Below are 22,393 nucleotides of genomic sequence, written 5' to 3'. Positions count from 1 at the left end.
CGGGCGAAGTCATCCCCGCCGTAGTCGGGGTCGATCCTTCAGCCAGGACGGGAAGAGAGCAAGAGATCGAGGCTCCGAGGGAGTGTCCCGCATGCGGCTCTCTCCTCCGCCGGGAAGGAATCTTTCTCCGTTGTCCAAATCCGAAATGCCCCGGGCAACTCAAGGCGATGGTCCGCCACTTCGCCCGTCGCGGAGCCATGGATATCGAGGGCCTAGGGGAAGTCATCATCAACCAATTGGTAGACAAAGGATTGGTCAAGGACGTAGCCGACCTCTACCAACTTTCCCTTGCCGATCTGCTTCCGCTCGAACGCATGGGGGAGAAATCGGCTGCCAATCTCCTTTCCGCAATCGAGGAAAGCAAGGGGCGTGGCTTGGCACGGCTCTTGTTCGCCTTGGGGATCCTCCATGTCGGGGAGACCGCCGCCGAGGCGTTGGCCTCTCACTTTGGAACGATCGACCGTCTTTGGAACGCCTCGGCGGAGGAGCTCGAAAAAGTCCCGAATGTCGGTCCGGTCATCGGCAGCAGCGTCGCCACCTATTTCCGGGAGCCGCGGAACCGGGAGCGGATTCTCCGACTCCGGCAAGCAGGCGTAAGCATGGAGGCAAAGCGCCCTTCGGAAACGGGAGGGATCTTGCACGGGAAGACGTTCGTGATCACAGGGACGCTCTCGGAGCCGAGGGAGCGGGTTGCAGAAAGGATTCGGGAGGCGGGAGGGAAAGTCTCGGAGAGCGTCTCGCGCAAGACGAACTTTCTCGTCGTGGGAAAAGATCCCGGCTCCAAGCAAAAGCAGGCCAGAAGATACGGGGTGGCAGAGATCTCGGAAAGCGAGCTCGAAAGGCTGCTGGTTGGAGGAAGCATGCATGACGACGATGCGCCCTAAGGCAACCGACTTCCGTTTCTCCCTCCGCCCCAGAGGAATCGTACGGACCTGGGTTTGCTTGCTGCTCGGCCTTTTGCTTTGGGGAGGAAAGCTTCTCGCCCTGTCGGAGGAACCGGAGTTGATTCGGCGGCAGGACGAAGAGGAGGCTCAGCGCAAAGTGCTCCGAGCCTCGGATACGCTCGATCAGATCGAGGGGACGGTCGAGGGACACACCCGCGAGCTCCAACGCCTGCAACAGGAACTTTCCCAGGTGAAGGAAGAGCTTCGGCACCTCCACGAACGGCTCGCGCAAGCCTCGGCCTCCGCTCCGGAGCCCGGGAAGACAAAAGCCGAAGGCAACCCCGCCCGCGCCCACGCCTCCCCACCGGAGCCGGGAAGCGCGGGCGGCGGAGACCCGCATGCGAAGGTCGTCACTGGATATTATTACAAGACGCAAGCCGGCGACACCCTCTCCGCGATCGCCGAAGCCTATCGGCAGAGCGGGGTCTCCGTGACCGCCGAGCAGATCCGCGCGGCGAACGGTCTCTCTCGAAGAGAGACTCTCCGTCCAGGGCAAAAGCTCTTCATTCCCAAGGGAGCTGTAAAAAAGAAGAGGCGGGCTGGGACCGCCCCAAACTCTCCGCCCGCCCCTTGAGCCGTCGAGCTGCAACCGGAAAAGGATTTTCCTGGTTGCTCGCCTCACGTTTCCCATAGAAATTGAGTCGATGCCTTCGTTTGATATCGTTTCGGAAGTTGATGAGCAAGAGGTGGCAAATGCGCTGAACCAGGCGCGGAAGGAGGTCACCAACCGCTTCGACCTCAAAGGGGCGGGAGCCGAGATCGACTATGAGCGCCCTATCCTCCACTTGCGGGCCAACGATGGGTTCAAGCTCTCGGTCATCCGAGAGATCCTCCTGGCGAAGCTCGCCCGCCGCAACGTCAGCTTGAAGAACGTCGAGATCAAGGCTCCCTTGATCTCATCGACGGGGAGAGCTTCCCAAGAACTCGTCGTAAAACAGGGGCTCGATTCCGACGCCGCCCGGCGTGTCACCCAAGCCGTGCGCGAAGTAGGCTTGAAGGTGCAAGCGCAGATTCAAGGGGAGCAGGTTCGCGTCACGGGGAAGAACCGGGATGATCTCCAACAGGTGATCGCGGCGCTCCGGGGAAAGGAGTTCCCCTTTTCTCTCTCCTTTCGCAACCTTCGGGATTAGCGGCGGCTCCCGGGCTCGGATCCGGCGGCAGCCGTTCCCTCCGATCGCCAGCCGACAGCCATCTTTGGCCCAGGATGCGCAACCCTTCCAAGGTCAAATTCGGCCGCACCCCGGATACTTCGGGCAGACCGCGCGCGACCAGCGCCGCATGGCCGCCGGTCGCGACGACGGTCCATCGATCGCCACCGAGCTCCCGGCGGATCCCCTCGAGCAAACCTCGGATCATCCCCCGATATCCGTAGATCGCCCCGACCCGGATCGCTTCGGCCGTGCTCCGGCCGAAGGCCCGCTTCGGCTCGCTCAGACGCACCTCCGGCAAGAGTGCGGTCCGCTCGTGAAGATAGCGCGTCATCAGGTCGAGGCCGGGAGCAATGATTCCGCCGCAAAACGCCCCCGAGCCGTCGACGATGTCGAAGTTGGTTGCCGTGCCGAAATCGACCACGACGACCGGAGGGCTCCAGAAGTGGAGTGCGGCGGCGGCGTTGGCGAGTCGATCGGCCCCGATCTCGGCAGGTTTGGGATAGTCGATGGGGAAACCGAGCGGAGCTCTTCCGTGAACCAGGAACAGTCGACGGGAGAAGACCGTGCGGAAGATCTCGGTCCGCGAAGGAACCACGCTCGCCAGGACCAACGGCATCTCCGAATCTCGTGCGGCCAAGGAGAGAGCGAAGGAGCGGTCGACTTCGGCCGTCGCTCTCCGTTCCGGTTTGCAGAGGCGACCCGACCGGACGGCGGCAATCTTGGTGAACGAATTGCTGACGTCGACAACAAGAAAGCTAGGAGCCATTTCTCACGACTTTTCCTCTGTCCCCGGCGATCGCTCGAGAGTAATCAGCGTAAGCCGCTTCACCCGCGCGACCTCTCGTCCCTGGACGAAGACTTTCCCGGAGAAGGTGGCCACCTTCCCCAAGGTCCCCGTGACGAGCATCTCCAGCTCGAGACGATCCCCGGGGCCGGTCTTCCGAAAAAAGCGGGCGCCGTCAGAAGCCGCAAACAGAATCTCCCCAGGGGTTTCCTTGGTTCCTGCGGCTCGAAGCCAGAGACACCCCGCTTGACCGAGGGCCTCGAAGACGATCGCAGCCGGGGTAGTCGGATTTCCCGGAAAGTGACCGCGAAAAAAGTCTTCCGCTCCTCGGAGCAGATAGCTCGCTCGCACCCTGCGTGCCTCGACGACCGCCTCGTCCAAAAAAAGAAATGGAGGCTTTTGCGGTAAAAGCTTTTCGATCTGGTCGCGGGAGAAAACCCTCTCCGTGGCTTCCCTCACCGGAGCCGCGCGCGCAGGACCAGGTTCTCCCATCCTCGAGTCGTTTCCCGCTCTTCAGCCGCGACTCGCTAACGTTTTACCACGACAAACCGCGTCATCCCTCGAGACCAGACTTGTAGGAGGACGTCCCCCTGCCCCGATTTGACCGCCTCCAGTGCTTCGCGAACCGTATGAACAGAGCGGTGGTTCACTTGAAGGATCACGTCGCCCGGTTGGAGTTGGTTCCGGCCGGGACGAGCGGCCGGTGATTCCTGGTCGACATTGGTAACCAAGACGCCTTGAACTTCGGCGGGAATCTCCAACTGCTGCCGCGCAGCGCTGTTGAGATCCGATATCTCCACTCCCGGAAGGAATGTGCCCTGCTCCGATCCTCCCTGCGGCGCTCCGCCGGCGACCGGCTCGTTCGGTCGCTCCTTGAGAACGGTTTGCACCGTCATCTCCTTCCCGTCCCGCCAGATCTTTAAGGAAACCTTCGATCCGGGGGGCGTCTGCGAGACGGCCAAACGAAAGACTCGAGGATCGACCACCTTTTGCCCGTTGAATCCAATGATCACATCCCCATCTTTGATGCCGGCCTGAGCGGCGGGTCCTCCCGGAGTCACCTGCTCGACCAAGGCTCCGATCGGCTCGGGCAATTTGAAGGCTCGCGCCAACTCCGGAGTCACTTCCGAAATCGTGACGCCCAAAAAGCCGCGAATCACCCTCCCATGGGTCACGAGCTCCTGCATCACGTAGCGCGCCATGTTCGACGGAACCGCGAAGCCGATGCCGAGATTTCCGACACGGCCGGGGCTCACGATGGCCGTGTTGATCCCGACGAGCCGTCCTTCGACGTCGACCAGAGCTCCGCCCGAATTTCCCGGGTTGATCGCTGCATCGGTCTGAATGAAGTCTTCGTACTCCTCGATGCCCACATCTTTGCGCCCCTTCCCGCTCACGATCCCCATTGTCACGGTGTGACTGAGCGCAAAGGGATTGCCGACGGCCAGGACGATGTCCCCCACCTCGACCTTGTCGCTATCCGTAAAAACGGCCGTGGGCAGCCCGTTCGCCTCGATCTTGACTAAGGCGATGTCGCTGAATGGATCCTTTCCGACCACCTTGGCGGCATATTCCTGCTTCGCCTCGCCCACCAGAACCTTGATTTCCTCGGCAACCTCCACGACATGGTTGTTCGTCAAAATGTAGCCGTCCGGTGAAACGATCACCCCGGAGCCGAGCCCGCTCTGCCGGCGGGAACGAGGCGGCTGCGACGGCGTTTGCCGCCTCCCTCCCTGATCGTCCCCTTCGGGAGGACCGAAGAAGCGACGAAAGGGAGGCTCGTTGAAGAAGGGAGGAAATGGGAAAGGCCAACCCTCGGGTGCCTTGATCCGTTGGGTGGTCGTGATTTGCACTACGCTCGGAACCACTTTCTTGACGACAGGCGCGAAGCTGGTCAGAAGACCCACGCCCTGTCGGGGCAGCGCGGCATCGTCGACTTGGATGGAGAAAGACGCCTCTTTGGTCGGCTTCGAGGGGCTCGCCAAGGAGAGCCACTGAGCCTCCGCCGTCGAACGGCTGGGAAACAAAAGCAAACAATCTGCGAGTACGGCTAGGCAAACGCCTACATGCCAAAATGAGTTCATGCGCGAATGGGTGGGTTTATTTTGGGCAAACTTTCGATTTGCCCGTTGAGGTTGAACGAAAACCCGCTCTCCTTTCAAGCGATAAAGCAGACGACATTCCTCAAGAAGGAATGGAGGGGTTTCGCAAGCAGTTGAGCCTTGACAGAGAGGCTCTGGTCAAGCCCACTAACAGGTATCGTGAGCAAACAATGGAATAAGCTCGAAAAGCGAAGGCGCCGCAAGGCTTATCTTAAGAGAAAACGCGAGAAGGCGGCGGCGACGCCGATTGCGCAAGGAAAGAAATGAGGAGATGAAGGCCAAGGCTTCCGTCGCTCAGGAACGTGCCGCCGTTCCGGCGCTGGTCGTCGACGGCCACAGCGTGATTTTCGCTTGGAAGGAGCTGCGGGATCTCCACACCCGCTCTCCCAATCAGGCTCGCCGCCTTCTTGCCGGCTGGCTGCAGCAGCTCCACGACTCGGGAGCTTGGTCGGTGATCCTCGTTTTCGACGGGCGCTTCGGTTCCCGGCGCGAGCGGATCGAGCCCGCATCGGGGGAGATGGTGGTCGCCTACTCGACTCCCGATTGCACGGCGGATTCTCTGATCGAGGCTTTCGTCTCACAACAGAGGGATCGAGAGCGGGTGACTGTGATTACGGCGGACCAGGCGGAAAGGCGGAGCGTCGAAGCGCTCGGCGCTTGGTGCTCTTCGCCCGAATGGCTCTCCTCCGAGTTGGAGGAGCAGCGGGAAAACGTGGAAGAAGCGTTGGTGCGCATTCATCGGAAAGCTCGCTGGTGATCCCCGCCCGAGAAGGTCGCAACGCCCGGTAAGGCAAAGCTGCAACATTCGACTTCACTGTACTGCGGAGATTCCTCCCTCATGCGCATCCTCTCCGGCATCCAACCATCGGGATTTCTTCACCTCGGAAATTTCTTCGGCATGATGCAGCGAGGAATCCGATGGCAAGAAAAGGGAGAAACCTTCTTTTTCATCGCCGATTTTCATGCCCTTACCAGCGTAGGGGACCCCGACGCCTTGCGTCGAAACATCCGGGAAGCGGCCCTCGCGTTCCTGGCGTGCGGGCTCGATCCGAAACGCGCCGTCTTTTTCCGCCAGAGCGCGGTGCCGGAAGTCCTGGAGCTTACATGGCTCCTTTCCACGGTGACCCCCGTCGGTCTCCTGGAACGATGCCATAGTTACAAGGATAAGCTGGCCAAGGGGATCGCGCCGACACACGCTCTTTTCGCCTATCCGGTCCTGATGGCGGCCGACATCCTCCTCTACCAAGCGGATCTCGTCCCGGTGGGCGTCGACCAGAAACAGCATCTGGAAGTGACCCGCGATCTCGCCGTGAAGTTCAATCAAACCTTCGGGCCGGTGTTCGTCGTGCCGAAGGAGGATATCGCGGAAAACGTCGCAATCATCCCGGGGATCGACGGCCAAAAGATGTCGAAGTCTTACGGAAACACGCTCGAGCTCTTCGGCGACCGAGAAGAGTTCCGTAGGCGGGTGATGTCCATTCGAACCGACTCGACCCCTGTCGACCAACCGAAGCCCGTCGCCGGCTCCGTGCTCGTTTCGCTCTATCGCCTGGTCAGCGAGCCGCAAGAACTCGAGGAGTTCATCGCCGCCATGCGGCGCGGCGGCGTCGGCTACGCCGCCCTCAAGAAGGAGCTTCTCTCCAAGCTGGAACGTTTCCTAGCGCCTTTCCGCGAACGATACGAGGAGCTGAAAGCCAAACCGGGCCTCGTGGAGGAGATTTTGGAAGAAGGCGCTTGCACGGCACGGGCGGCGGCGGCTCCGACACTCGAATCGGCACGACGAGCCGTTGGACTTCTCTAGGAAGATGGTTGCCGAGCGGCGGAAGGGAGCCGCACTCAGATGGACGCAGCGACAAATCCCATCGCGACGGAAGGAGGCTGTCGGATCTCCCTCCCATTTTTCGAAGGCCTGGCGGCGCTTCTCGACCCGGAAGCTCTTACCCCCGTTTGTTTCCCAACGGGGAGAGCTCCTTCAGCCAGGGAAACGGCCGATCCGGAGGCTTCCTCCGACCTCCGCGCCCAATGTCGGGAAAGAAGAGCGACGGCTCGGCGAATCGCGCTTTCGGTCGAATCGACAAGAGGGGGTAGAGCTCGAAGAGTTTCTCGGCCAACGGCTCGCTCGAATCCTCCTCGCGGCCATGCGCAAGCTCGGCCGCTCTCGGGGGATTCGAGGCGAGCAGACTCGGCCCTTCGGAAGGATTGGTCTCGCAATGGAACGTTCGGCGGCATGAGAAGCGCTTTTCTATCCCAAGATCTTCGTCTCGCCTTTCGCCTCGAAGCGAACCGAGGAGTCGCCCAGGGCGCAAGCGGGACTCTCCCGAGGGAAAGAGAGTCGATCTCCTCCGGCAGCCCTCCCGACTTCCTGGGTGGTCCCATCCTTTGGAAAACCACCTCGATGGTCTTCGAATCGGTCGGATCGCGCCGTTGCGAAGAGCTCCCGAACTCTGCGCAGCTCCGGAACTGGATTCGCCCCCAAAGGGAGACGTTTCATGGATAAGAGTTCCCATCCGAAGAACGAGATCGAAAGGCTCCGCCGAAGGCTCGATGAGGTGGATCATCGGATTCTGGCGCTGCTCAATCGGAGGATGGAGATCGCGAAACAAATCGGCGAACGCAAGCGTCGGGAAGCCCAGCTCATTTTCGATCCGATCCGGGAAGAAGCCGTCATCGCCGATCTGATCCAACGGAATCCCGGCTCTCTCTCCGAACAGGGGATTCGCGCGATCTTTCAGGAAATCTTTTCTAGTTCGCGCGCGCAGCAAGGCCTGCTCCGAATCGGCTGCTGCTGCGGGGCCGCCGGTCTGCTGGTCGCTCAACAGCGCTTCGGCACCTCCGACGGATATCGCAGGATTCGATCCGCGAAAGAGGGCGGGCGACTCCTGCAGAGCGGAACGATCGACGTTCTCATTCTTCCCAAGAAGAAGCTCCTCGATCTCTCCTCCTTCGAACGAAGGACGGACAACGCTCGTCTCTTGAGCGTCTGCGGCGAAATCGATCCCCCCCGCACGCTTGCAGACCACCCGATGGTTCGCTCGGGCTTCTACATGGTCCAGCGGGAAGCCGAACCCCCGCAGCCACAAGAAGATTCAAAAGGCCGAAAAGCGGTCTTTCTCGTCGGAGGCTGTTCGCAGGGGGCGATCGACCAGTGGCGCGATCGCTTCGGCACGCCTTGGAAAGAGACCGATGCCCGGCTGGAGACAGAAGGAGCGCCGGGCAAGGGCCTTTTCGTTCGTCTATGGGAAGCATTCGATCCCCCTCCCCTGGAAATCCTCTGGAAGGGCTGCCGAGAAATCTGTGGCGATTCCGCTTGGATCGTGCGTCTAGGAGCTTACCCTCTCTCTGTGGTAGAGTAGGCGAACTGTTTTTATGACCAATCGATCCGGCAAGGGGGATCGGCCTTCCGGTCCGGAGGCTGCCAAGACCCGGAACAACCGGCGGGCCCCGGCCCGAGCGGCATCGAGAAACAACCTCCCTCCCTGGATGACGGCGGGGAGGGGAACGCATCGTCCGCCCCGTTCTTTATCCAGATCGGCCCCAGAAGAGTCTGCAGCCAAGAGCGAGGGCTCGTCCAGTCCGCCAGACGCGGGTTCGGCGAAATTCGACCCGTTCCTTCCCTCGAGCAACTGGGAACGGGAAACGTCCCCCACCCGACAGTCGACCGCCGTTTCCGATGCAGAATTTCGCGAGGAGGTGCTCGCGGAGGAAAAGGCGTCAAAACCTAAGATCGGTCGTGGGGTCTGGTTGGCGATTTTCGCCCGCGTATTCTTTTATAGCGCGGTCGGCGCCACCGGATTCGGAACCTACTACTCGCTGCGGGAAACCCAGGTGGAGGGGCAGATTTTGCCCGGCAAGCTCCCCATGCCGACCAAAGCCTACGTGGTCTACGATTTTTCGGGGGATGTTCGCGCCCTATGGCGTGATTGCGGAAGCTCCGTCGAGCCCTACCGGCAGACGGTCCGAAACTGCGAAAACAACCTCCAACGTGTACGGTCCGACCTCGTCGCCCAACAGGAACGCGTCCGACTTTTGAAAGAGCAACTCCATGCCGCGGAAGAAGAGCTGAAGAGCACGGGGAAAGAAGCGGAAGAGAAGGGGAAGGAACTCTGGGCCACCGAGGGAGCCGCTTTGGAAAAGGAATATGACGCGATGGTCGCGCACATCGAGTCCAATTTCCTTGAGCGAAGCAAGCAGATTGGACTTCCGCTCAGCGAGAAAGATGTCGCCATCCGCGCACCGGAAGCCTGGGCTAACGCCTTCGAGGTCGCACTCTACTCGGCCCCTCCATCCGTCAACGTGACCGAGGAGCGAAAGTGGGCGGAGGAAGGACTCAAGATCTGGCATCAATTTCAAAGCGATTACGAGAAGAAGCAGCAGGCGCTCAAAAAGAAGACCGAAGAGCTCCAGGCGCAAGTGGCACCGAAAGTGACGGAAATGCGGAATCAGATCTCACTCCTTGAGGGAAGAATTACTGACTCCGAAGAGGAGCTCCTCCCTCTGCAACAAGAGCTTGCGATGAATCAAAACGAGCTTTCGGCCGCGACGGCGCAAGCGGAGGCGGCACGAGCCACTTTCCAGAAACAGCTTCTCCAGCTTCCGCGCCATTCCATCCTCACGACGATTCCCGTCGCTTCGGACGGCCATTTCGAATGGCGTCGGCTCGAACAGAATGGTCGCTTCCAAAGCGGCCACTATTTCCTCTGGTTGGTGACGGAAGAGGGAGGTCAGGAATATTGGAGCCTTTTCCCGTTCTCGATCGCTCCTTACGCGAAGACGGAAATCATCGTCCGGGCGGACAGCTTTCTTCCGGTCCATTTGCTGTGGCAAGGCCTGTAGGCCTTCGGGAAGCGCCGTCGAGGCCGCTCATCGTAACGGCGAAACGGGAGAGCTACAGGAAGGAGCTCTTGTTTTATGAGTTCCCCGCGCATCCTGATCTGCGGGGCCGGCTTCGGAGGACTGACCGCCGCCCGGACCTTGGGAGAACGGTTTTCCCGGAGCCGCCTCTCGGGTGAGATCCTCCTGATCGACAAGGAGAACTACCACCTCTTCCAGCCTCTGCTCTATCAAGTGGCGACCGCGGGACTTTCGGGTCCGGATATTGCCATTCCGATCCGCTCGATCCTCCGACGCTATCCGCAGATCAGAGTCCGCATGGGGAACATCCAAGGGTTTGACCTCTCCGCGCAGCTTGTCCTGCTCGAAGGGAGTGCCGTGGCATACGACTCGCTGATCCTCTCGCTCGGAGCCACGACCAGCTACTTCGGTCGAGTGAGTTGGGCGGAGCACGCCGTGGGTCTCAAGTCCCTAGCCGACGCCCACCGGATTCGCAGCCGACTCCTGCTGGCGTTCGAGGAAGCCGAATGCACGGAAGACGCGGATCGACGGGAAGAGCTCCTGACGGTGGTCATCGTCGGAGGCGGACCGACCGGAGTCGAGTTGGCGGGAGCGATCGCCGAGTTGGCCCGCCACGTATTACGTCGCGACTTTCGCCGCATCGACCCGACAAAAGCACGAATCCTGCTGCTCGAAGCCGGTCCGCGTCTCCTGAACCAGTTTCCGGAAAAGCTGGGACGCGTCGCGGAACGGAAATTGCGAGAGCTCGGCGTCGACGTCCGGCTCTTGAGCCCGGTTCGAGATCTCGGCGAAGGATCGGTGGTTCTCCCTACCGAGACGATCCGCGCCGCCAATATTGTCTGGACGGCCGGAATCGCTCCACATCCTCTTACCGCTGCCCTCCCCGCGCCACACGACCGGTCTGGGAGGTTACTCGTCCATCCCGATCTGAGCTTGCCCGGCTATCCCAACGTCTTCGCGATCGGCGACATGGTTTCGGTTCCAGGCGTTCCCGCCATCGCCCCCGCAGCGATGCAGATGGGCCGCCATGTCGCGGATCTCGTGGCGAACGCGCTTTCCTTCGGGTCCGCTCCCCCCGAAAAGCGACCTCACTTCCGCTATCGTGACAAGGGGATGATGGCCACGATCGGGCGCGCCTCCGCAGTCGCTTGGATCGGGAAGGCGACCTTCAACGGTCCTGCCGCCTGGATCGCTTGGTTGACGATCCACTTGGTCTTTCTGATCGGATTTCGAAACAAGGCCGTCGTGCTCTTCGAGTGGATTTGGTCGTACCTGACTTACGGCCTCGGAGCCCGCATCATCCTCCCCTCGGAAGAAACGGCGAGCCCGACGCGGCGCAGTCCGTCGGATAGCTCTTCGACCGAAGGTTGACCGGGAGCTCCCGGCTCATCCAGATAGCCATAGACGAGCTCGCTTCCCAGGGCCGATAAAACGATACGGGAGAGCCCGGCCCATGGGCCGACTCCCATGAGGGCCCAAGCCTGGGATCGACGTTCAAGCAAGACCCGCACCAGCGATCGAAGATCCTCAGGCTCCCGAAGACGGAGGGCGATTTTCGCCCAGTCGGGCGCTTCGCGCTCCATGGAGGAGCACTGGTCGAGAATGCGATCTCCCCCCGGGCTCCCCTCCAGCCAATGAACGGAGAGAATCCGCCATTTTTTCCCTGAACGGGCGCGTTCCCACCATTCTCGCAATTCGGAAAGAGAACGGTATTCCATATCCAAGCCGTCGATCAGAGGGAACAGCTCGTCGAGAAGCTTCCCTCTTTCCCCTTCCGCCCATCGCCGACGCCCCCCTTCTTCTGGAAGGCGCAACGTCAGAAGCGCCGGCCGAATCCTCTCGGCCAAGCCGGCCTGTACGACGGAAAGGGGTACCCCCCCTTCGAGCAAGGAGTCGAGGCGGATTTCCACGAGTCGAGCGGACGTTGTCCCGGCCTTCAGGAAGGCCAAACCCCGAGCCGTCGTTACGGTTCCGACGACCCACGGACCCTGCAGCCAACCTTCCAGACTGCCCTCCTGCGGTTGAAGCGTCGTTTCCATGGATTGCGTCGTCGCCCGACCGGTCGGGAGCAACCAGCCCTCGACCAACACCTTTCGGCGGCCCGAGCGCGGTAGATTTGCGGAGGCCTCCTTTTTTCTAGCAATCCCTCCCTTTTTTTTTCAAGCTATCGCTGCGCTTGTGAACAATCCTCCACTACTCGACTCCGCCGCTTCCGCGAAGGAAGCTCCCTCCGTTCCGGAACGCAACAACCAGGTCCGCGCCTTGCCGATCCGTCCGTCGGATTGGGCATCTTTCGCCCTTTCGAACGACATCGGTATCGATCTAGGAACGGCGAACACGCTGGTCTATATCCGCGGAAAGGGCATCGTCTTACGAGAACCTTCCGTTGTCGCCGTACACCAATCGACCAAACAGGTGGTGGCCGTCGGCGGGGAGGCCAAGCGGATGTTGGGCCGCACGCCGGGGAACATCCAGGCGATCCGCCCGCTGAAAGACGGGGTCATCGCGGACTTCCAACTCACCGAAGAGATGCTCAAGGCTTTCATCCGCAAAACGCAAACAAAGATCTCCTTCCGGAGGCCAAGAATCGTGATCGCGGTGCCAAGCGGGATCACCGAAGTCGAGAGACGAGCCGTCGAGGAGTCCGCCCGCCATGCCGGAGCTCGTGAGGTTTATTTGGTGGAAGAGCCGATGGCGGCTGCCATCGGGGTCGGCCTTCCCATCCACGAGGCTTCCGGCAACATGATCGTTGACATCGGGGGCGGGACTACCGAAGTGGCCATCATTTCCCTTTCCGGCATCGTCTACTCCCGAAGCGTCCGCGTAGCGGGCGATGAGCTCGACGAGAGCATCTCCAATTATCTCCGGCGGGCGTACAACTTGATGATCGGAGAGCGCACGGCCGAAGAGATCAAGATGCGGATCGGCTCCGCCCACCCATTAGAGACGGAGACCGTGATGGAAGTGCGCGGGCGGGATCTGGTTGCCGGTCTTCCGAAAACCTTGACGGTCACCTCGCAGGAGGTGCGGGAAGCGATGATGGAACCCTTGTCCGTCATCGTGGAATCGGTCCGAATTACTCTGGAACGGTGTCCCCCGGAACTCTCCGCCGATCTTCTGGAGAGAGGGGTGGTCTTGGCCGGAGGGGGTGCCCTCCTGCGGGGTCTCGACCGGCTCCTTACGGAAGAGACTTCCTTGCCGGTGCATGTGGCGGAAGACCCGTTGAGCGCCGTCGCCGAGGGAACAGGGAGGGTCCTCGAAGAGTACTCCGTCCTCAAGAAGGTAGCCCGAGCCCAAGGCCGCCGTTAGAGAGAAAGTGACTATCCGAATCCTGCCTTTTTGCGGTTTCGGAATTATCGTTCCATCATGCCGGTTGACGAAGATTCGCCGCTTTCTACCCGTGGAGAGCAGTCGGTCGAGCCTCGCCGTGGAATAGGCCGAGTACCCCTCTATCTCGGGGCTGCTTCCCTATTCCTTCTGTTGATCGGGCTCGCCCTGCCTCGCGGATGGGAGCGAGAGATGCACAAGGTCGGGCTGGAAATGGCCTCGCCCTTCCTTTCCGTCTGGGATCGAACCAGAAAGTTCTGGGAGGATTTCGAGCTGGGAACGAAGACCCTGACGGAGATCCAGACCGAGCTGAAGCAGCTGCGCGTCCGCAATGCCGAGCTGGCGATGCAGAACAGCTATCTGAGCCACCTGCAAGAAGAAAACGACCGGCTGCGGGAAATGCTCTCCTTCCGGCAGAACTCTTCGTTTCGCTTACTCTCCTGCCGAGTGATCAGCCGGGATCCCTCGAACTGGTGGAGCAACATCTATGTCGACATCGGCTGGGGCGATGAGAGTCGGCTTTCTTCCGATCTTCCAGTCGTCACGCCTCGCGGGGTCGTCGGAAAGACCGGAATCGTTGCACGCAATCTTACACAAATCATTTTGATCACCAATGAGAATTGCAAGATTTCCGCCATAAGCGAAGTCTCCAAGGATCAAGGGCTGGTGGTCGGCGCGGGGACTTCGGCGGATAATAAGCCCTATGCCCGGATGATCTATCTACCGAGGAACGCCCAGGTGGCCGCCGGGGAACGGGTGTTGACGAGCGGTCTCGGGGGAGTTTTCCCCGCCGGACTCTATGTGGGGAGCATTACGCAGGTTCTACCCTTGGAAGCCTCGCGCGCGTTCGGGCTCTATCGGGAGGCCACGGTGGAACCCGGAGTCGATCTCACACAGCTTTCGGAAATGTTCGTCGTTCTGCCAGGCAAGTAGGAGGGCGGCTCTCCGTCCAACCCTCTTTCCATTGCTATCCCTAGCTTTAGGCGCTATAGAAAATATGGAAAACGGAACGATGCGGGTGGCTTGCCCTCGATTGGGTTCTCGACGATTCGCCCGAGAGGCCGGGACTACGACAGCAGCTGCCAGAAGGGGATTCGGATTGAATTGCGGCCTCGGCTCTTCGGATCGCGGGGATGAGTGGACGGCTGGATGAGAATGGCGGCCGACGGAATCAAGCTACGCTCGGTAGGCGCAGGAATCCTCGAGAAGCTACTCCGCGCGATCCCCGCCTTTTTCTGTCTCCTCTTTTGCGTCGTCGCTGTTCCGTTGCAGATGATTCTCCCGAGCCTGCCCCTGACTTTCGCCAAGCCGGATCTGCCGGCCATGCTGATTGCCTACGCGGCCATGCGGCTGCCCCTGATTCCTTCCTTTGGCCTTGCCGCCGCAGCAGGACTCTGGCGCGATCTGCTCACTGCGGGCCATCTCGGTCCATGCTTGCTTGCGTTCACACTCGGTTGCATTCTCGTTTCCGTGCTGCGCCAAAGCTTATCGCTGCGAAGCATCTGGTTTTTCCCGGGGACCGCCGCTCTCGCCACATTCGTGATTCTGGGCACGGCATATATCGTCCACCTACTGGAGCACCGCCAATGGCTTTGGTCCGCGACGGCCTGGGGTGGGTTCGCGATCGCCTCCTTGCTCACCGCGATCGTCGCCCTTCCGGTCGGATGGCTTTTTGAGTGGAGCTGGGGGCTGCTGCGGCCCAATGCCTCGCCCGCGAAAGGGGACGACTTGCTGGAGATTGAACTGTTGTGAGGGATCCTCTCGCTTCTCCTCCTCCCTATCGGGCCAAACTCCGCGTCGGCATCGTCGCCTTGGTCATTACAGCTTGCTTGGCGCTTCTGATCGCCCGTCTCTGGGTTCTTCAAGTGGTCGAAGGGCAGACCTACGCCAGTCGATTGCGCAATCAGACCACCATCGCCCTCCGTCTGGATGGTGCCCGCGGGCCGATCCTCGATCGAAATGGAATCGCCCTCGCCGAGAACCGCGCCACCTACGAAATCGACCTCTACCTCGATCAACTGGTGCGCGACTATCCGAAGCGCCATCGAGGCCGCGTTCCCCGGATCCAGGTGGAGCGGAGAATGGGCGGGGCCACTCTGCTTCGCAAGGAACCCGATATCTATCGGGTGGTCATGACCGATCTCATTCCCATCGCCAATGCTCTCCACTTGGAAGTCAAACTCGATCCGAAGGAGCTCCAGCGCCACTACTTCACCAGCCCGAACGTGCCCTTTCGATTCGCATCGGAGCTGAGCTATGTGACCGTGGCGCGATTCGCCGAACAAAATCTGGGCGTCCCCGGGATCGACGTCGCGGTACGCCCGGTACGACATTACAACTTCGGCGCCTTCGCCTCGCACATTCTCGGGTATGTCGGTCCGCCGGGTGACAAGGAGCGCATCGGCCCCGACGGCAGCGACCTGGAGACGATCGGCCGCATCGGCGTCGAGCGATTGATGGACGGTCAGTTGCAAGGGAAGCCGGGGGGCAGGATTCTCCGGGTCAACTACCGAGGATATATCGTCGCCGAGGAGGGCTATACGAGCCCGAACCTTGGTGCTTCGGTCTATCTGACTCTCGATGCGCGAATTCAAGCGATCGTCCAGGAAGCACTCCGCGAGGTGGGTCGCGGGGCGGCGATCGTCATGGATCCGAATACGGGAGATATCTTGGCGATGGCTTCCGTCCCCGACTTCGATCCCAACGGCTTCGTCCCCAAAATCAGCCAGGAAGACTGGAAGAGGCTCACATCCGATCCGACACGACCCCTTCTCAACCGGAGCGTCTCGGCCTATGCCCCCGGCTCCACGTTCAAGGTGCTGGTTTCGCTTGCCGCCCTCAAGTACGGCGCGATCACTCCCAAGACCCAAATCTACTCCCCGGCCGCGATCGACATCGGCGGCCACCTCTTTCACGACTGGACCAAGACCGGGCGCGGGAACATCACTCTCGAAGAGGCGCTCCAATACTCGTGTAACACCTTCTTCTATCAGGTGGGGATCCGCACCGGGATCAAGCATCTCGACGAGATGGCCGCGCTCTGCGGCTTCGGGGAGCCCACCGGACTCCCCTATCTCGGTGAGTCCCCAGGCATCCTTCCGGGACCAGAGTGGATGAAGATCCATCATCCCATGGAGCGATGGACCACGGCCCATACGGCCAATTTCTCCATCGGCCAAGGGTTCCTGGAAGTAACCCCCTTGCAGATGGTCCTCCTAATGGGCGCGGTCGCCAACGGCGGGACGCTGCTCTACCCCCGACTCGTCGTGGGAGTCACCGATCCTCAAGGCCGTCAGCTCGCGTCGATTCCCCCTCGGCCGCGTGCCGACCTCGGCATGCGCCCGCAAGATCTGGATGCTATCCGCAAAGGCCTCCTCGCCGTGGTCGAAAGCGGAACCGGCCATTCCGTGGCGATTCCGGGCGTCTCCATTGCCGGAAAGACCGGTTCGGCTCAGGCGAAGCGACGGTGGAACGGAAAGCTCTACAACGACGTCCGGGCCTGGTTTATCGGATTCACTCCCTACGAGCGTCCCAAGTACGTGGTCGGCGTGATGGTGGAAGGCGGCATCGGGGGAGGTGCGACGGCCGGTCCAATCGTGCATAAGATCCTGGAGGGGATTCTGGCGTTGGAGCGAAACGGCACCGGCCCGCAACTCGTCTATTTCACCCCGGCCCGGGGCAACTTCAACGGCTTGACGGAAATTCAGCCCAAGAACGACACCCCGCAGCCAGTTCGCCAAGCCACTCCGGTTCGCGAAGAGGAGGATTCGCAAGAGAGCTCTTCCTCGGATGAGGGATAAGAAAGATGGGCATGGAGGAGAACGATCGGCTCGGTTTTTTGACGAAGTTGGCGCGGTTCGACTGGTCCCTTTTAGCGGTTGCGCTCGCGTTGTCAGCCTTCGGGATCGTGGTCGTCTATAGCGCGACCTACTCGAGCGAAAGTCAGGATTTCCGCAATGCCGCCTTTTCCCAGACCGTCTGGTTGCTCATCGGGATTGCAGTATTCCTGCTCCTCTCCTTCATCGACTACCGCCTCTGGGTAAAATGGGGTTGGCTGTTTTTCCTCGCCTCCCTTCCAGCACTCTTCCTCGTGCTGGTGGTCGGACAGACGGTAAACGGAGCCAAGAGTTGGCTGCGGGTCGGTCCGATCAGCATCGAACCCGCCGATTTGACAAAGGTCGGCTTCGTCCTCTTCGGGGCATGGTGGCTAGACCGGGCAAAGAGCCGAGGCATCGTTTTCGCGGCGCCCCTACTATTGGCGATGGCGATCCCCACCATTCTGGTCTTGAAGCAACCGGCCTTAGGTTCCGCAGGGGTATTTTTGCCTCTCTGCTTCGCGATCCTTTTTGTGGGTGGCTTGAAGATGCGGTACGTCTTTCTCGGTGTGCTCGGTCTCGTCGGGGTCCTCGCCTACGCCTATCTGGGAGTGGGCAAGCTCGGTTGGGATATTCCGGGACTCAAGCCATACCAGATGAACCGAATCCGCACATTCTTCGACCCGACCCTCGACCCCCTCGGGGCCGGCTGGACGATCAATCAGTCGCTGATCGCGATCGGCTCCGGGGGCATGACCGGAAAGGGGTATCTCCAGGGGACGCAAAATATGCTCGGATTTCTTCCCAAGAATATCGCCTACAACGATTTTATCTTCTCGGTGGTCGGAGAGGAGTGGGGGTTCTTCGGAGGAGCGGCGGTCATCGTAGGGGAGTGCCTGCTTCTCTTGCTTTGCCTCCGCATCGCCTTCGGTGCGCGGGAGCCAGCGGGGCGCGCCGTGGCCGTCGGCATCGCCACGATTCTTTTCACGCACATTTTCGTGAACGTCGGAATGACCATCAAGGTTGTGCCCATCACGGGCATCCCCTTGCCTTTCATCAGCTATGGAGGAACCTTCCTGATCAGTTGCCTGGCAGGATTGGGCCTAGTGGAAAGCGTATGGATCCATCGCAAGACCAAAGAAACCGATTTTCGCGAGCCCTGACGAGACTCCTTCGTGTTTTCGTTCCCATCCCAAAGAGGCTCGCCGCCGAAGTCGAGGAACGAAGCCTTCCGGACGAGCCGACGGCGCTCTCCGGTTTTCGGCTCCGGCAAAACTCGCAAAAACGCCCTTCGTCCAAAAGCCTCCGTACCGCTGGCGTCAGGCAAAGAAGAGGGCAGAACAGGAAGGAAACAGTTTATGATTTTCGATCGGATCCGACGTTGGGTTCGTCTGAAGCAGTCGAATACAGAGAGAAAAGAGATCGCGATCAGTTGTGAACCGCTCGAATACCGGGTTGCTCTCCTGGAGGACGGCCAACTCGAGGAGCTGGCGATCGAACGGCGCGAGCAGCGCGGGATCGCGGGAAACATCTACAAAGGGCGAGTAAACAATGTCGAGCCGGCCCTGAAGGCTCTCTTCGTCGACATCGGGGTGGGGAAGAACGCGTTCCTCCACTATTGGGACGCCATTCCCGCCGCGCTCGACGCGAATTTTGAAACGGTCGAGCGGCGTAAGCGCAAGAACAAGTCACGGGTACCTCGGGCCGAAGACATCCCGAAAATCTACCCTGCCGGATCCGAGGTGGTCGTTCAAGTGACCAAAGGTCCTATCGGCACCAAGGGCGCCCGCGTGACGACCAACATCAGCCTCGCGGGCCGTTACCTTGTGCTGAGCCCGTTTACCGAGCAGTTCGGGATTTCCCGAAAGATCGAGGATCCGAAGGAGAGGGCGCGGCTCCGCAAGATTCTCGATTCGTTGGAAGTCCCCGAAGGGATGGGGTTGATCTTCCGCACGGTCGGAGAGGGGGCGCGGGCTCGCTATTTTGTCCGCGATCTCGCCTTCCTTCTCCAGCAATGGCAGGAGATCAATGACAAAATCCGTTCCCTTCCCGCGCCGAGCCTCGTCTACGAAGAACCGGACCTCGTCCAAAGAACGGTGCGGGATTTTCTCACCGAGGATGTCGCCCGCATCCTGGTCGATGATGAGGAGGAAGCAAAACGCATTCGAGAGATGGTCGCTCGCATTTCTTCCCGATCCGAAAAAAAGATCCTCTCCTACAAGGATCCGATTCCCCTCTTCGAGCGTCTCAACATCGATAAGCAGATCGACAATGCATTCGGCCGAAAGGTCGAGCTGCCGAGCGGCGGCTACCTCGTGATCGACGAAGCCGAGGCGCTCGTCGCGATCGACGTCAATACGGGGCGAGCCCGTGGGGGACGCGAGCAAGGAGGAGCGATTTTTCAGACGAACATGGAGGCCGCACAGGAAATTGCCCGTCAGTTGCGTCTGCGCAACATCGGAGGGTTGATCGTGATCGATTTCATCGATATGAAGAGCCGCCGCGAAGGGGAAGCGGTCGTCCAGAAGCTCAAGGAGTGCGTCCACCGGGACAAGGCAAAAACCAATATCCTGCCGATGTCGGACTTCGGCCTCGTGGAGATGACGCGGCAACGGGTACAAGAAAGCATCCGGCATTCACTCTACGTCCCATGTCCGGCTTGCCATGGGCGCGGGATGGTGAAATCGCCGGAAACCATGAGCGTCGAAATCCAACGGGCCATCGTCCGCGCCATGCGCCTCCATCCAGAGATCAAGGAGCTGCGAGTTCTTGTTCATCCTTCGAGCCTCGAACGGCTGAAGACCGAAGACGAAGAGCTCTTGCTCGATCTCGAGCGCCGGCTGCAGGGGAAGCTCTATTTTCGGCCCGATTCGCGGCTCGGTGCCGAACAATTCACCCTCCTCAACGCGATCACCGGCGAGGAGATTTCCTAATCCGTCTCCCTTTCCCCATGCTCGACATTCACTGGATCCGCCATCATCCCCAGGAGACCCAGGAACGCCTCAAGACCCGGGGACGGGGAGACGAGGAGCTGGTCCGCCGTCTGCTTCACCGCGACGAGGAGCTCCGAGCCATCATCCATTCGGTCGAAGAGCTGCGAGCCAAACGCAATCAGGTAAGCCGAGAGATCGGCTTCCGTCGCGGAAAAGAGGAGCCCTCGGAAGACCTATTGAAGGAGATGCGAGCGGTCGGCAGGGCGATCGAGGAACAAGAGCGCCGCCGGCAGCAGCTCGAAACGGAAGTAAAGGATCTTCTGCTGCTCCTTCCCAATCTTCCGCATCCCAGCGTTCCGGTCGGCGCCGATGCCGAGGCGAATCGGACGATCCGCTCCTGGGGAATCCCCCGCGAGTTTTCTTTCCCGCCCAAACCCCACTGGGAGATCGGAGAAATACGAGGGCTCTTCGATCTCCGTGCGGCCGTCAAGCTGGCCGGCAGCGGCTTCGCTCTCTTCCGCGGCGAGGGGGCGCGGTTGCAGCGGGCGCTCATCCGCTTCATGCTCGATCTGCATGTCCGGGAACATGGGTATACCGAGATTTGGCCTCCCTTCCTCGTGCGCGGAGAAGTAGCCGTCGGCAGCGGCCACCTGCCGAAATTCGCCGAGGAGATGTACCATATCCCTGCCGACGATCTCTACCTCCTCCCGACCGCAGAGCTTGCGCTGGCCAATCTCCACCGGGAGGAGATCCTTCGGGAATCCTCGCTCCCGCTTCGTTACGTCGCCTATAGCCCCTGCTTCCGCAGGGAAGCGGGGAGCGCGGGGAAAGATACCCGCGGCCTCTTGCGGCTGCATCAATTCGAAAAGGTCGAGCTTGTGCAGATCACCCGGCCGGAGAATTCCTACGAGGCATTGGAAGAGATCGTCCATCACGCGGAAACGGTCCTCCAGCTGCTGCGGATTCCCTACCGAGTCACACTGCTCTCCACGGGCGACATGGGCTTCGGGGCGGCGAAATGCTACGACCTGGAGGTTTGGGCTCCGGGAGTGGGAGCATGGCTCGAAGTCTCCTCTTGCAGCAACCTTGAAGACTTTCAGGCCCGACGCATGAATCTGCGTTGCAAGCCCGATCCGGCGGGCAAGCTCCGCTACTGCCATACTCTCAACGGATCCGGAACAGCCCTCCCCCGCCTCATGGCGGCGCTCCTCGAAAATCACCAGGAGCAGGACGGCCGGGTGTTGCTCCCCGAAGCATTTCGCGCTTATTATGCAAAGGAGTTCGTATGAGGCAGCTTCTCCGTCTCGTTTGGCTTCCGGCCCTGCTCTTGGCACTTGCACCTGCTCCGCTGCGAGCCGAGCTCGATCAGACGCAATGCGGCAAGGTCGCCAAGCTCGTGGCGATCTTCCTCCAACAAGCCCACTTTTCCCAGAAGCCGTTCGATGAGCATGTTTCCGAGGTGTTCCTCCGAAACTACCTCGATGCTCTCGACTTCAACCATACGATCTTTCTGCAGTCGGACATCGACGAATTCGAGAAAAAGTACGGAACGACTCTCGGGGACTATACCCGACGAGAGGACATTTCTCCGGCTCTGGACATCTACAACCGCTTCCTGATCCGCGCAGCGGAGCAGGAGCGCGGGGTGGAGTCCCTCCTCTCGCAACCCCACGACTTTTCGAAGGAAGAAACCTACCGCCCGGATCGGAGCAAGCTCCCCTGGCCAAAGGATGAAGCGGAAGCTCGCGAACTGTGGAGGAAGCGGGTCAAGTTCGAGCTTCTGCAAGGTTTGCTGGCGAAAGAGAATCCGGCGCAGACCCGGAAGACCGTCGCCCGGCGCTACAGCCGCTTCCTTAAGGAGATGCGCGAGGCGGACACGGAGGAGATCCTCGACTACTACCTCAACGCGCTCGCGCACGCCTATGATCCTCATTCGGACTATCAATCGCCGAGCGAAGCAGAGAACTTCGAAATCAACAGCATCAAGCTCTCTTTGACCGGGATCGGGGCCGTGTTGAAATCCGAAGACGGATACCCGAAGATCGTCAGTTTGGTCCCCGGCGCCCCCGCCGATCTCGATAAGCGGCTCAAACCCAACGATCGGATCGTGGCCGTCCAACAGGAGCACGGCGAGCCGGTCGACGTCGTCGATATGAAGCTCAACAAGGTCGTCGAGCAGATTCGGGGGGAGCGAGGCACCAAGGTGACTCTTCTCGTGATCCCGGCGGATGCCACGGACGAGTCGGTTCGCCGATCGATCACGCTCTCGCGCGATGTGGTCAAGCTCACCGAACAACATGCGAAGGCGTTCGTCTACGAGCGCCCCGAAGAGCCGGGGCGTCCTGCCGAGCGATTCGGCGTCGTCCAACTCCCAGGCTTCTATGAGAAGTGCAGCGATGACGTCGCCTTGCTGCTCAAACGTCTGGAAAAAGAGCGCGTCTCCGGAGTAGTGCTCGACCTCCGCCGCAACGGCTGCGGAATGCTCG

Annotated in this window: 21 protein-coding genes; 16 read left to right on the top strand and 5 right to left on the bottom strand. The window is 60.6% G+C overall.

Translation table 11 applies throughout. The annotated features are described in order from the left end of the window. The 3 genes from FN369_RS08130 to FN369_RS08120 all read left to right on the top strand — a co-directional run. Nucleotides 1-884, top strand: an 884-nt coding sequence (locus FN369_RS08130; protein WP_246189627.1) for a helix-hairpin-helix domain-containing protein, incomplete at its 5' end; no start/stop codon positions are given. Further along, nucleotides 874-1,518 (top strand): LysM peptidoglycan-binding domain-containing protein, encoded by a 645-nt coding sequence (locus FN369_RS08125; RefSeq protein ID WP_178087755.1) that lies wholly within the window; start codon nt 874-876, stop codon nt 1,516-1,518. The genes FN369_RS08130 and FN369_RS08125, both read left to right, overlap by 11 nt. 70 nt (nt 1,519-1,588) lie before the next feature. After that, on the top strand, nt 1,589-2,074 hold the full coding sequence (locus tag FN369_RS08120; protein WP_142525663.1) for a YajQ family cyclic di-GMP-binding protein: 486 nt from the start codon (nt 1,589-1,591) through the stop codon (nt 2,072-2,074). Here FN369_RS08120 and FN369_RS08115 read toward each other — a convergent pair. Genes FN369_RS08115 through FN369_RS08105 form a run of 3 tightly spaced genes read right to left on the bottom strand, consistent with a single transcriptional unit; the run spans nt 1,977 to nt 4,963 of the window. Further along, a complete protein-coding gene (locus FN369_RS08115; RefSeq protein WP_142525662.1) occupies nt 1,977-2,861 on the bottom strand; it encodes a type III pantothenate kinase in 885 nt (294 codons plus the stop codon). The genes FN369_RS08120 and FN369_RS08115 overlap by 98 nt on opposite strands. Nucleotides 2,862-2,864: 3 nt before the next feature. Beyond that, nucleotides 2,865-3,371: a 3-hydroxyacyl-ACP dehydratase FabZ family protein gene (locus FN369_RS08110; RefSeq protein ID WP_142525661.1), complete on the bottom strand. Its 507-nt coding sequence runs from the start codon at nt 3,369-3,371 to the stop codon at nt 2,865-2,867. 35 nt (nt 3,372-3,406) lie between these two features. Beyond that, nucleotides 3,407-4,963, bottom strand: coding sequence for a Do family serine endopeptidase (locus tag FN369_RS08105; RefSeq protein WP_142525660.1), 1,557 nt, complete (start codon nt 4,961-4,963; stop codon nt 3,407-3,409). A 289-nt stretch (nt 4,964-5,252) separates the two neighbouring features. On the opposite strand from FN369_RS08105, the gene FN369_RS08100 reads away from it, so the two are divergent. After that, nucleotides 5,253-5,738 carry an NYN domain-containing protein gene (locus FN369_RS08100; RefSeq protein ID WP_142525659.1) on the top strand — a complete coding sequence of 162 codons (486 nt, stop codon included), beginning with the start codon at nt 5,253-5,255 and terminating at the stop codon, nt 5,736-5,738. An 81-nt stretch (nt 5,739-5,819) separates the two neighbouring features. Then, nucleotides 5,820-6,782, top strand: coding sequence for a tryptophan--tRNA ligase (trpS, locus tag FN369_RS08095; RefSeq protein ID WP_142525658.1), 963 nt, complete (start codon nt 5,820-5,822; stop codon nt 6,780-6,782). 441 nt (nt 6,783-7,223) lie between these two features. Here the strand turns inward: trpS and FN369_RS08090 are convergent, their stop codons facing one another. Next, nucleotides 7,224-7,472: a hypothetical protein gene (locus FN369_RS08090; RefSeq protein WP_142525657.1), complete on the bottom strand. Its 249-nt coding sequence runs from the start codon at nt 7,470-7,472 to the stop codon at nt 7,224-7,226. On the opposite strand from FN369_RS08090, the gene FN369_RS08085 reads away from it, so the two are divergent. From FN369_RS08085 to FN369_RS08075, 3 genes are all read left to right on the top strand, one after another. Then, a complete protein-coding gene (locus FN369_RS08085; protein WP_142525656.1) occupies nt 7,471-8,334 on the top strand; it encodes a chorismate mutase in 864 nt (287 codons plus the stop codon). The two genes, FN369_RS08090 and FN369_RS08085, sit on opposite strands and share 2 nt — an antisense overlap. Before the next feature lie 337 nt (nt 8,335-8,671). Continuing rightward, entirely contained in the window at nt 8,672-9,814 is a 1,143-nt protein-coding gene (locus FN369_RS08080) for a hypothetical protein (protein ID WP_142525655.1), read from the top strand. A gap of 75 nt (nt 9,815-9,889) precedes the next feature. Beyond that, nucleotides 9,890-11,203, top strand: coding sequence for an NAD(P)/FAD-dependent oxidoreductase (locus tag FN369_RS08075; protein ID WP_142525654.1), 1,314 nt, complete (start codon nt 9,890-9,892; stop codon nt 11,201-11,203). On the opposite strand, the gene FN369_RS08070 is transcribed toward FN369_RS08075, so the two are convergent. Beyond that, nucleotides 11,110-11,871 (bottom strand): type I 3-dehydroquinate dehydratase, encoded by a 762-nt coding sequence (locus tag FN369_RS08070; protein ID WP_142525653.1) that lies wholly within the window; start codon nt 11,869-11,871, stop codon nt 11,110-11,112. The two genes, FN369_RS08075 and FN369_RS08070, sit on opposite strands and share 94 nt — an antisense overlap. 229 nt (nt 11,872-12,100) lie before the next feature. Here FN369_RS08070 and FN369_RS08065 point away from each other — a divergent pair, with 229 nt between their 5' ends. The 8 genes from FN369_RS08065 to FN369_RS08030 form a co-directional block, all read left to right on the top strand. Next, nucleotides 12,101-13,141 (top strand): rod shape-determining protein, encoded by a 1,041-nt coding sequence (locus tag FN369_RS08065; protein ID WP_142525667.1) that lies wholly within the window; start codon nt 12,101-12,103, stop codon nt 13,139-13,141. 57 nt (nt 13,142-13,198) lie between these two features. Continuing rightward, complete coding sequence (mreC, locus tag FN369_RS08060) at nt 13,199-14,092, top strand: rod shape-determining protein MreC (RefSeq protein ID WP_246189626.1); 894 nt, start codon at nt 13,199-13,201, stop codon at nt 14,090-14,092. Nucleotides 14,093-14,308: 216 nt separating this feature from the next. Next, nucleotides 14,309-14,911, top strand: coding sequence for a rod shape-determining protein MreD (gene mreD / locus FN369_RS08055; RefSeq protein ID WP_142525652.1), 603 nt, complete (start codon nt 14,309-14,311; stop codon nt 14,909-14,911). Then, nucleotides 14,908-16,959 carry a penicillin-binding protein 2 gene (mrdA, locus tag FN369_RS08050; protein WP_142525651.1) on the top strand — a complete coding sequence of 684 codons (2,052 nt, stop codon included), beginning with the start codon at nt 14,908-14,910 and terminating at the stop codon, nt 16,957-16,959. Before mreD ends, mrdA begins: the two co-directional genes overlap by 4 nt. A 5-nt stretch (nt 16,960-16,964) precedes the next feature. Then, on the top strand, nt 16,965-18,137 hold the full coding sequence (locus FN369_RS08045) for an FtsW/RodA/SpoVE family cell cycle protein (protein WP_246189625.1): 1,173 nt from the start codon (nt 16,965-16,967) through the stop codon (nt 18,135-18,137). A gap of 195 nt (nt 18,138-18,332) precedes the next feature. Further along, on the top strand, nt 18,333-19,907 hold the full coding sequence (locus FN369_RS08040; protein WP_142525650.1) for an Rne/Rng family ribonuclease: 1,575 nt from the start codon (nt 18,333-18,335) through the stop codon (nt 19,905-19,907). 17 nt (nt 19,908-19,924) lie between these two features. Further along, the gene (gene serS, locus FN369_RS08035) at nt 19,925-21,196 is read left to right on the top strand and encodes a serine--tRNA ligase (RefSeq protein ID WP_142525649.1); all 1,272 of its coding nucleotides are present in this window, start codon (nt 19,925-19,927) and stop codon (nt 21,194-21,196) included. Beyond that, nucleotides 21,193-22,393, top strand: a 1,201-nt coding sequence (locus FN369_RS08030) for a PDZ domain-containing protein (protein WP_178087754.1), incomplete at its 3' end; no start/stop codon positions are given. The genes serS and FN369_RS08030, both read left to right, overlap by 4 nt.

The sequence above is a fragment of the Methylacidimicrobium cyclopophantes genome (assembly GCF_902143385.2).
Classification (GTDB): Bacteria; Verrucomicrobiota; Verrucomicrobiia; order Methylacidiphilales; family Methylacidiphilaceae; genus Methylacidimicrobium; species Methylacidimicrobium cyclopophantes.
This window is presented reverse-complemented; position numbering and strand designations above follow the sequence as displayed.

What these genes read in the sequence shown, in the direction of transcription:
- FN369_RS08090 (WP_142525657.1), bottom strand. Translation starts at nt 7,472, where the DNA reads ATGAAACGTCTCCCTTTGGGGGCGAATCCAGTTCCGGAGCTGCGCAGA.
- FN369_RS08085 (WP_142525656.1), top strand. Translation starts at nt 7,471, where the DNA reads ATGGATAAGAGTTCCCATCCGAAGAACGAGATCGAAAGGCTCCGCCGA.
- FN369_RS08070 (WP_142525653.1), bottom strand. Translation starts at nt 11,871, where the DNA reads ATGGAAACGACGCTTCAACCGCAGGAGGGCAGTCTGGAAGGTTGGCTG.
- FN369_RS08125 (WP_178087755.1), top strand. Translation starts at nt 874, where the DNA reads ATGCGCCCTAAGGCAACCGACTTCCGTTTCTCCCTCCGCCCCAGAGGA.
- serS (WP_142525649.1), top strand. Translation starts at nt 19,925, where the DNA reads ATGCTCGACATTCACTGGATCCGCCATCATCCCCAGGAGACCCAGGAA.
- FN369_RS08120 (WP_142525663.1), top strand. Translation starts at nt 1,589, where the DNA reads ATGCCTTCGTTTGATATCGTTTCGGAAGTTGATGAGCAAGAGGTGGCA.
- mreC (WP_246189626.1), top strand. Translation starts at nt 13,199, where the DNA reads ATGCCGGTTGACGAAGATTCGCCGCTTTCTACCCGTGGAGAGCAGTCG.
- FN369_RS08045 (WP_246189625.1), top strand. Translation starts at nt 16,965, where the DNA reads ATGGGCATGGAGGAGAACGATCGGCTCGGTTTTTTGACGAAGTTGGCG.
- FN369_RS08110 (WP_142525661.1), bottom strand. Translation starts at nt 3,371, where the DNA reads ATGGGAGAACCTGGTCCTGCGCGCGCGGCTCCGGTGAGGGAAGCCACG.
- FN369_RS08105 (WP_142525660.1), bottom strand. Translation starts at nt 4,963, where the DNA reads ATGAACTCATTTTGGCATGTAGGCGTTTGCCTAGCCGTACTCGCAGAT.
- trpS (WP_142525658.1), top strand. Translation starts at nt 5,820, where the DNA reads ATGCGCATCCTCTCCGGCATCCAACCATCGGGATTTCTTCACCTCGGA.
- FN369_RS08115 (WP_142525662.1), bottom strand. Translation starts at nt 2,861, where the DNA reads ATGGCTCCTAGCTTTCTTGTTGTCGACGTCAGCAATTCGTTCACCAAG.
- mreD (WP_142525652.1), top strand. Translation starts at nt 14,309, where the DNA reads ATGAGAATGGCGGCCGACGGAATCAAGCTACGCTCGGTAGGCGCAGGA.
- FN369_RS08040 (WP_142525650.1), top strand. Translation starts at nt 18,333, where the DNA reads ATGATTTTCGATCGGATCCGACGTTGGGTTCGTCTGAAGCAGTCGAAT.
- FN369_RS08075 (WP_142525654.1), top strand. Translation starts at nt 9,890, where the DNA reads ATGAGTTCCCCGCGCATCCTGATCTGCGGGGCCGGCTTCGGAGGACTG.
- FN369_RS08100 (WP_142525659.1), top strand. Translation starts at nt 5,253, where the DNA reads ATGAAGGCCAAGGCTTCCGTCGCTCAGGAACGTGCCGCCGTTCCGGCG.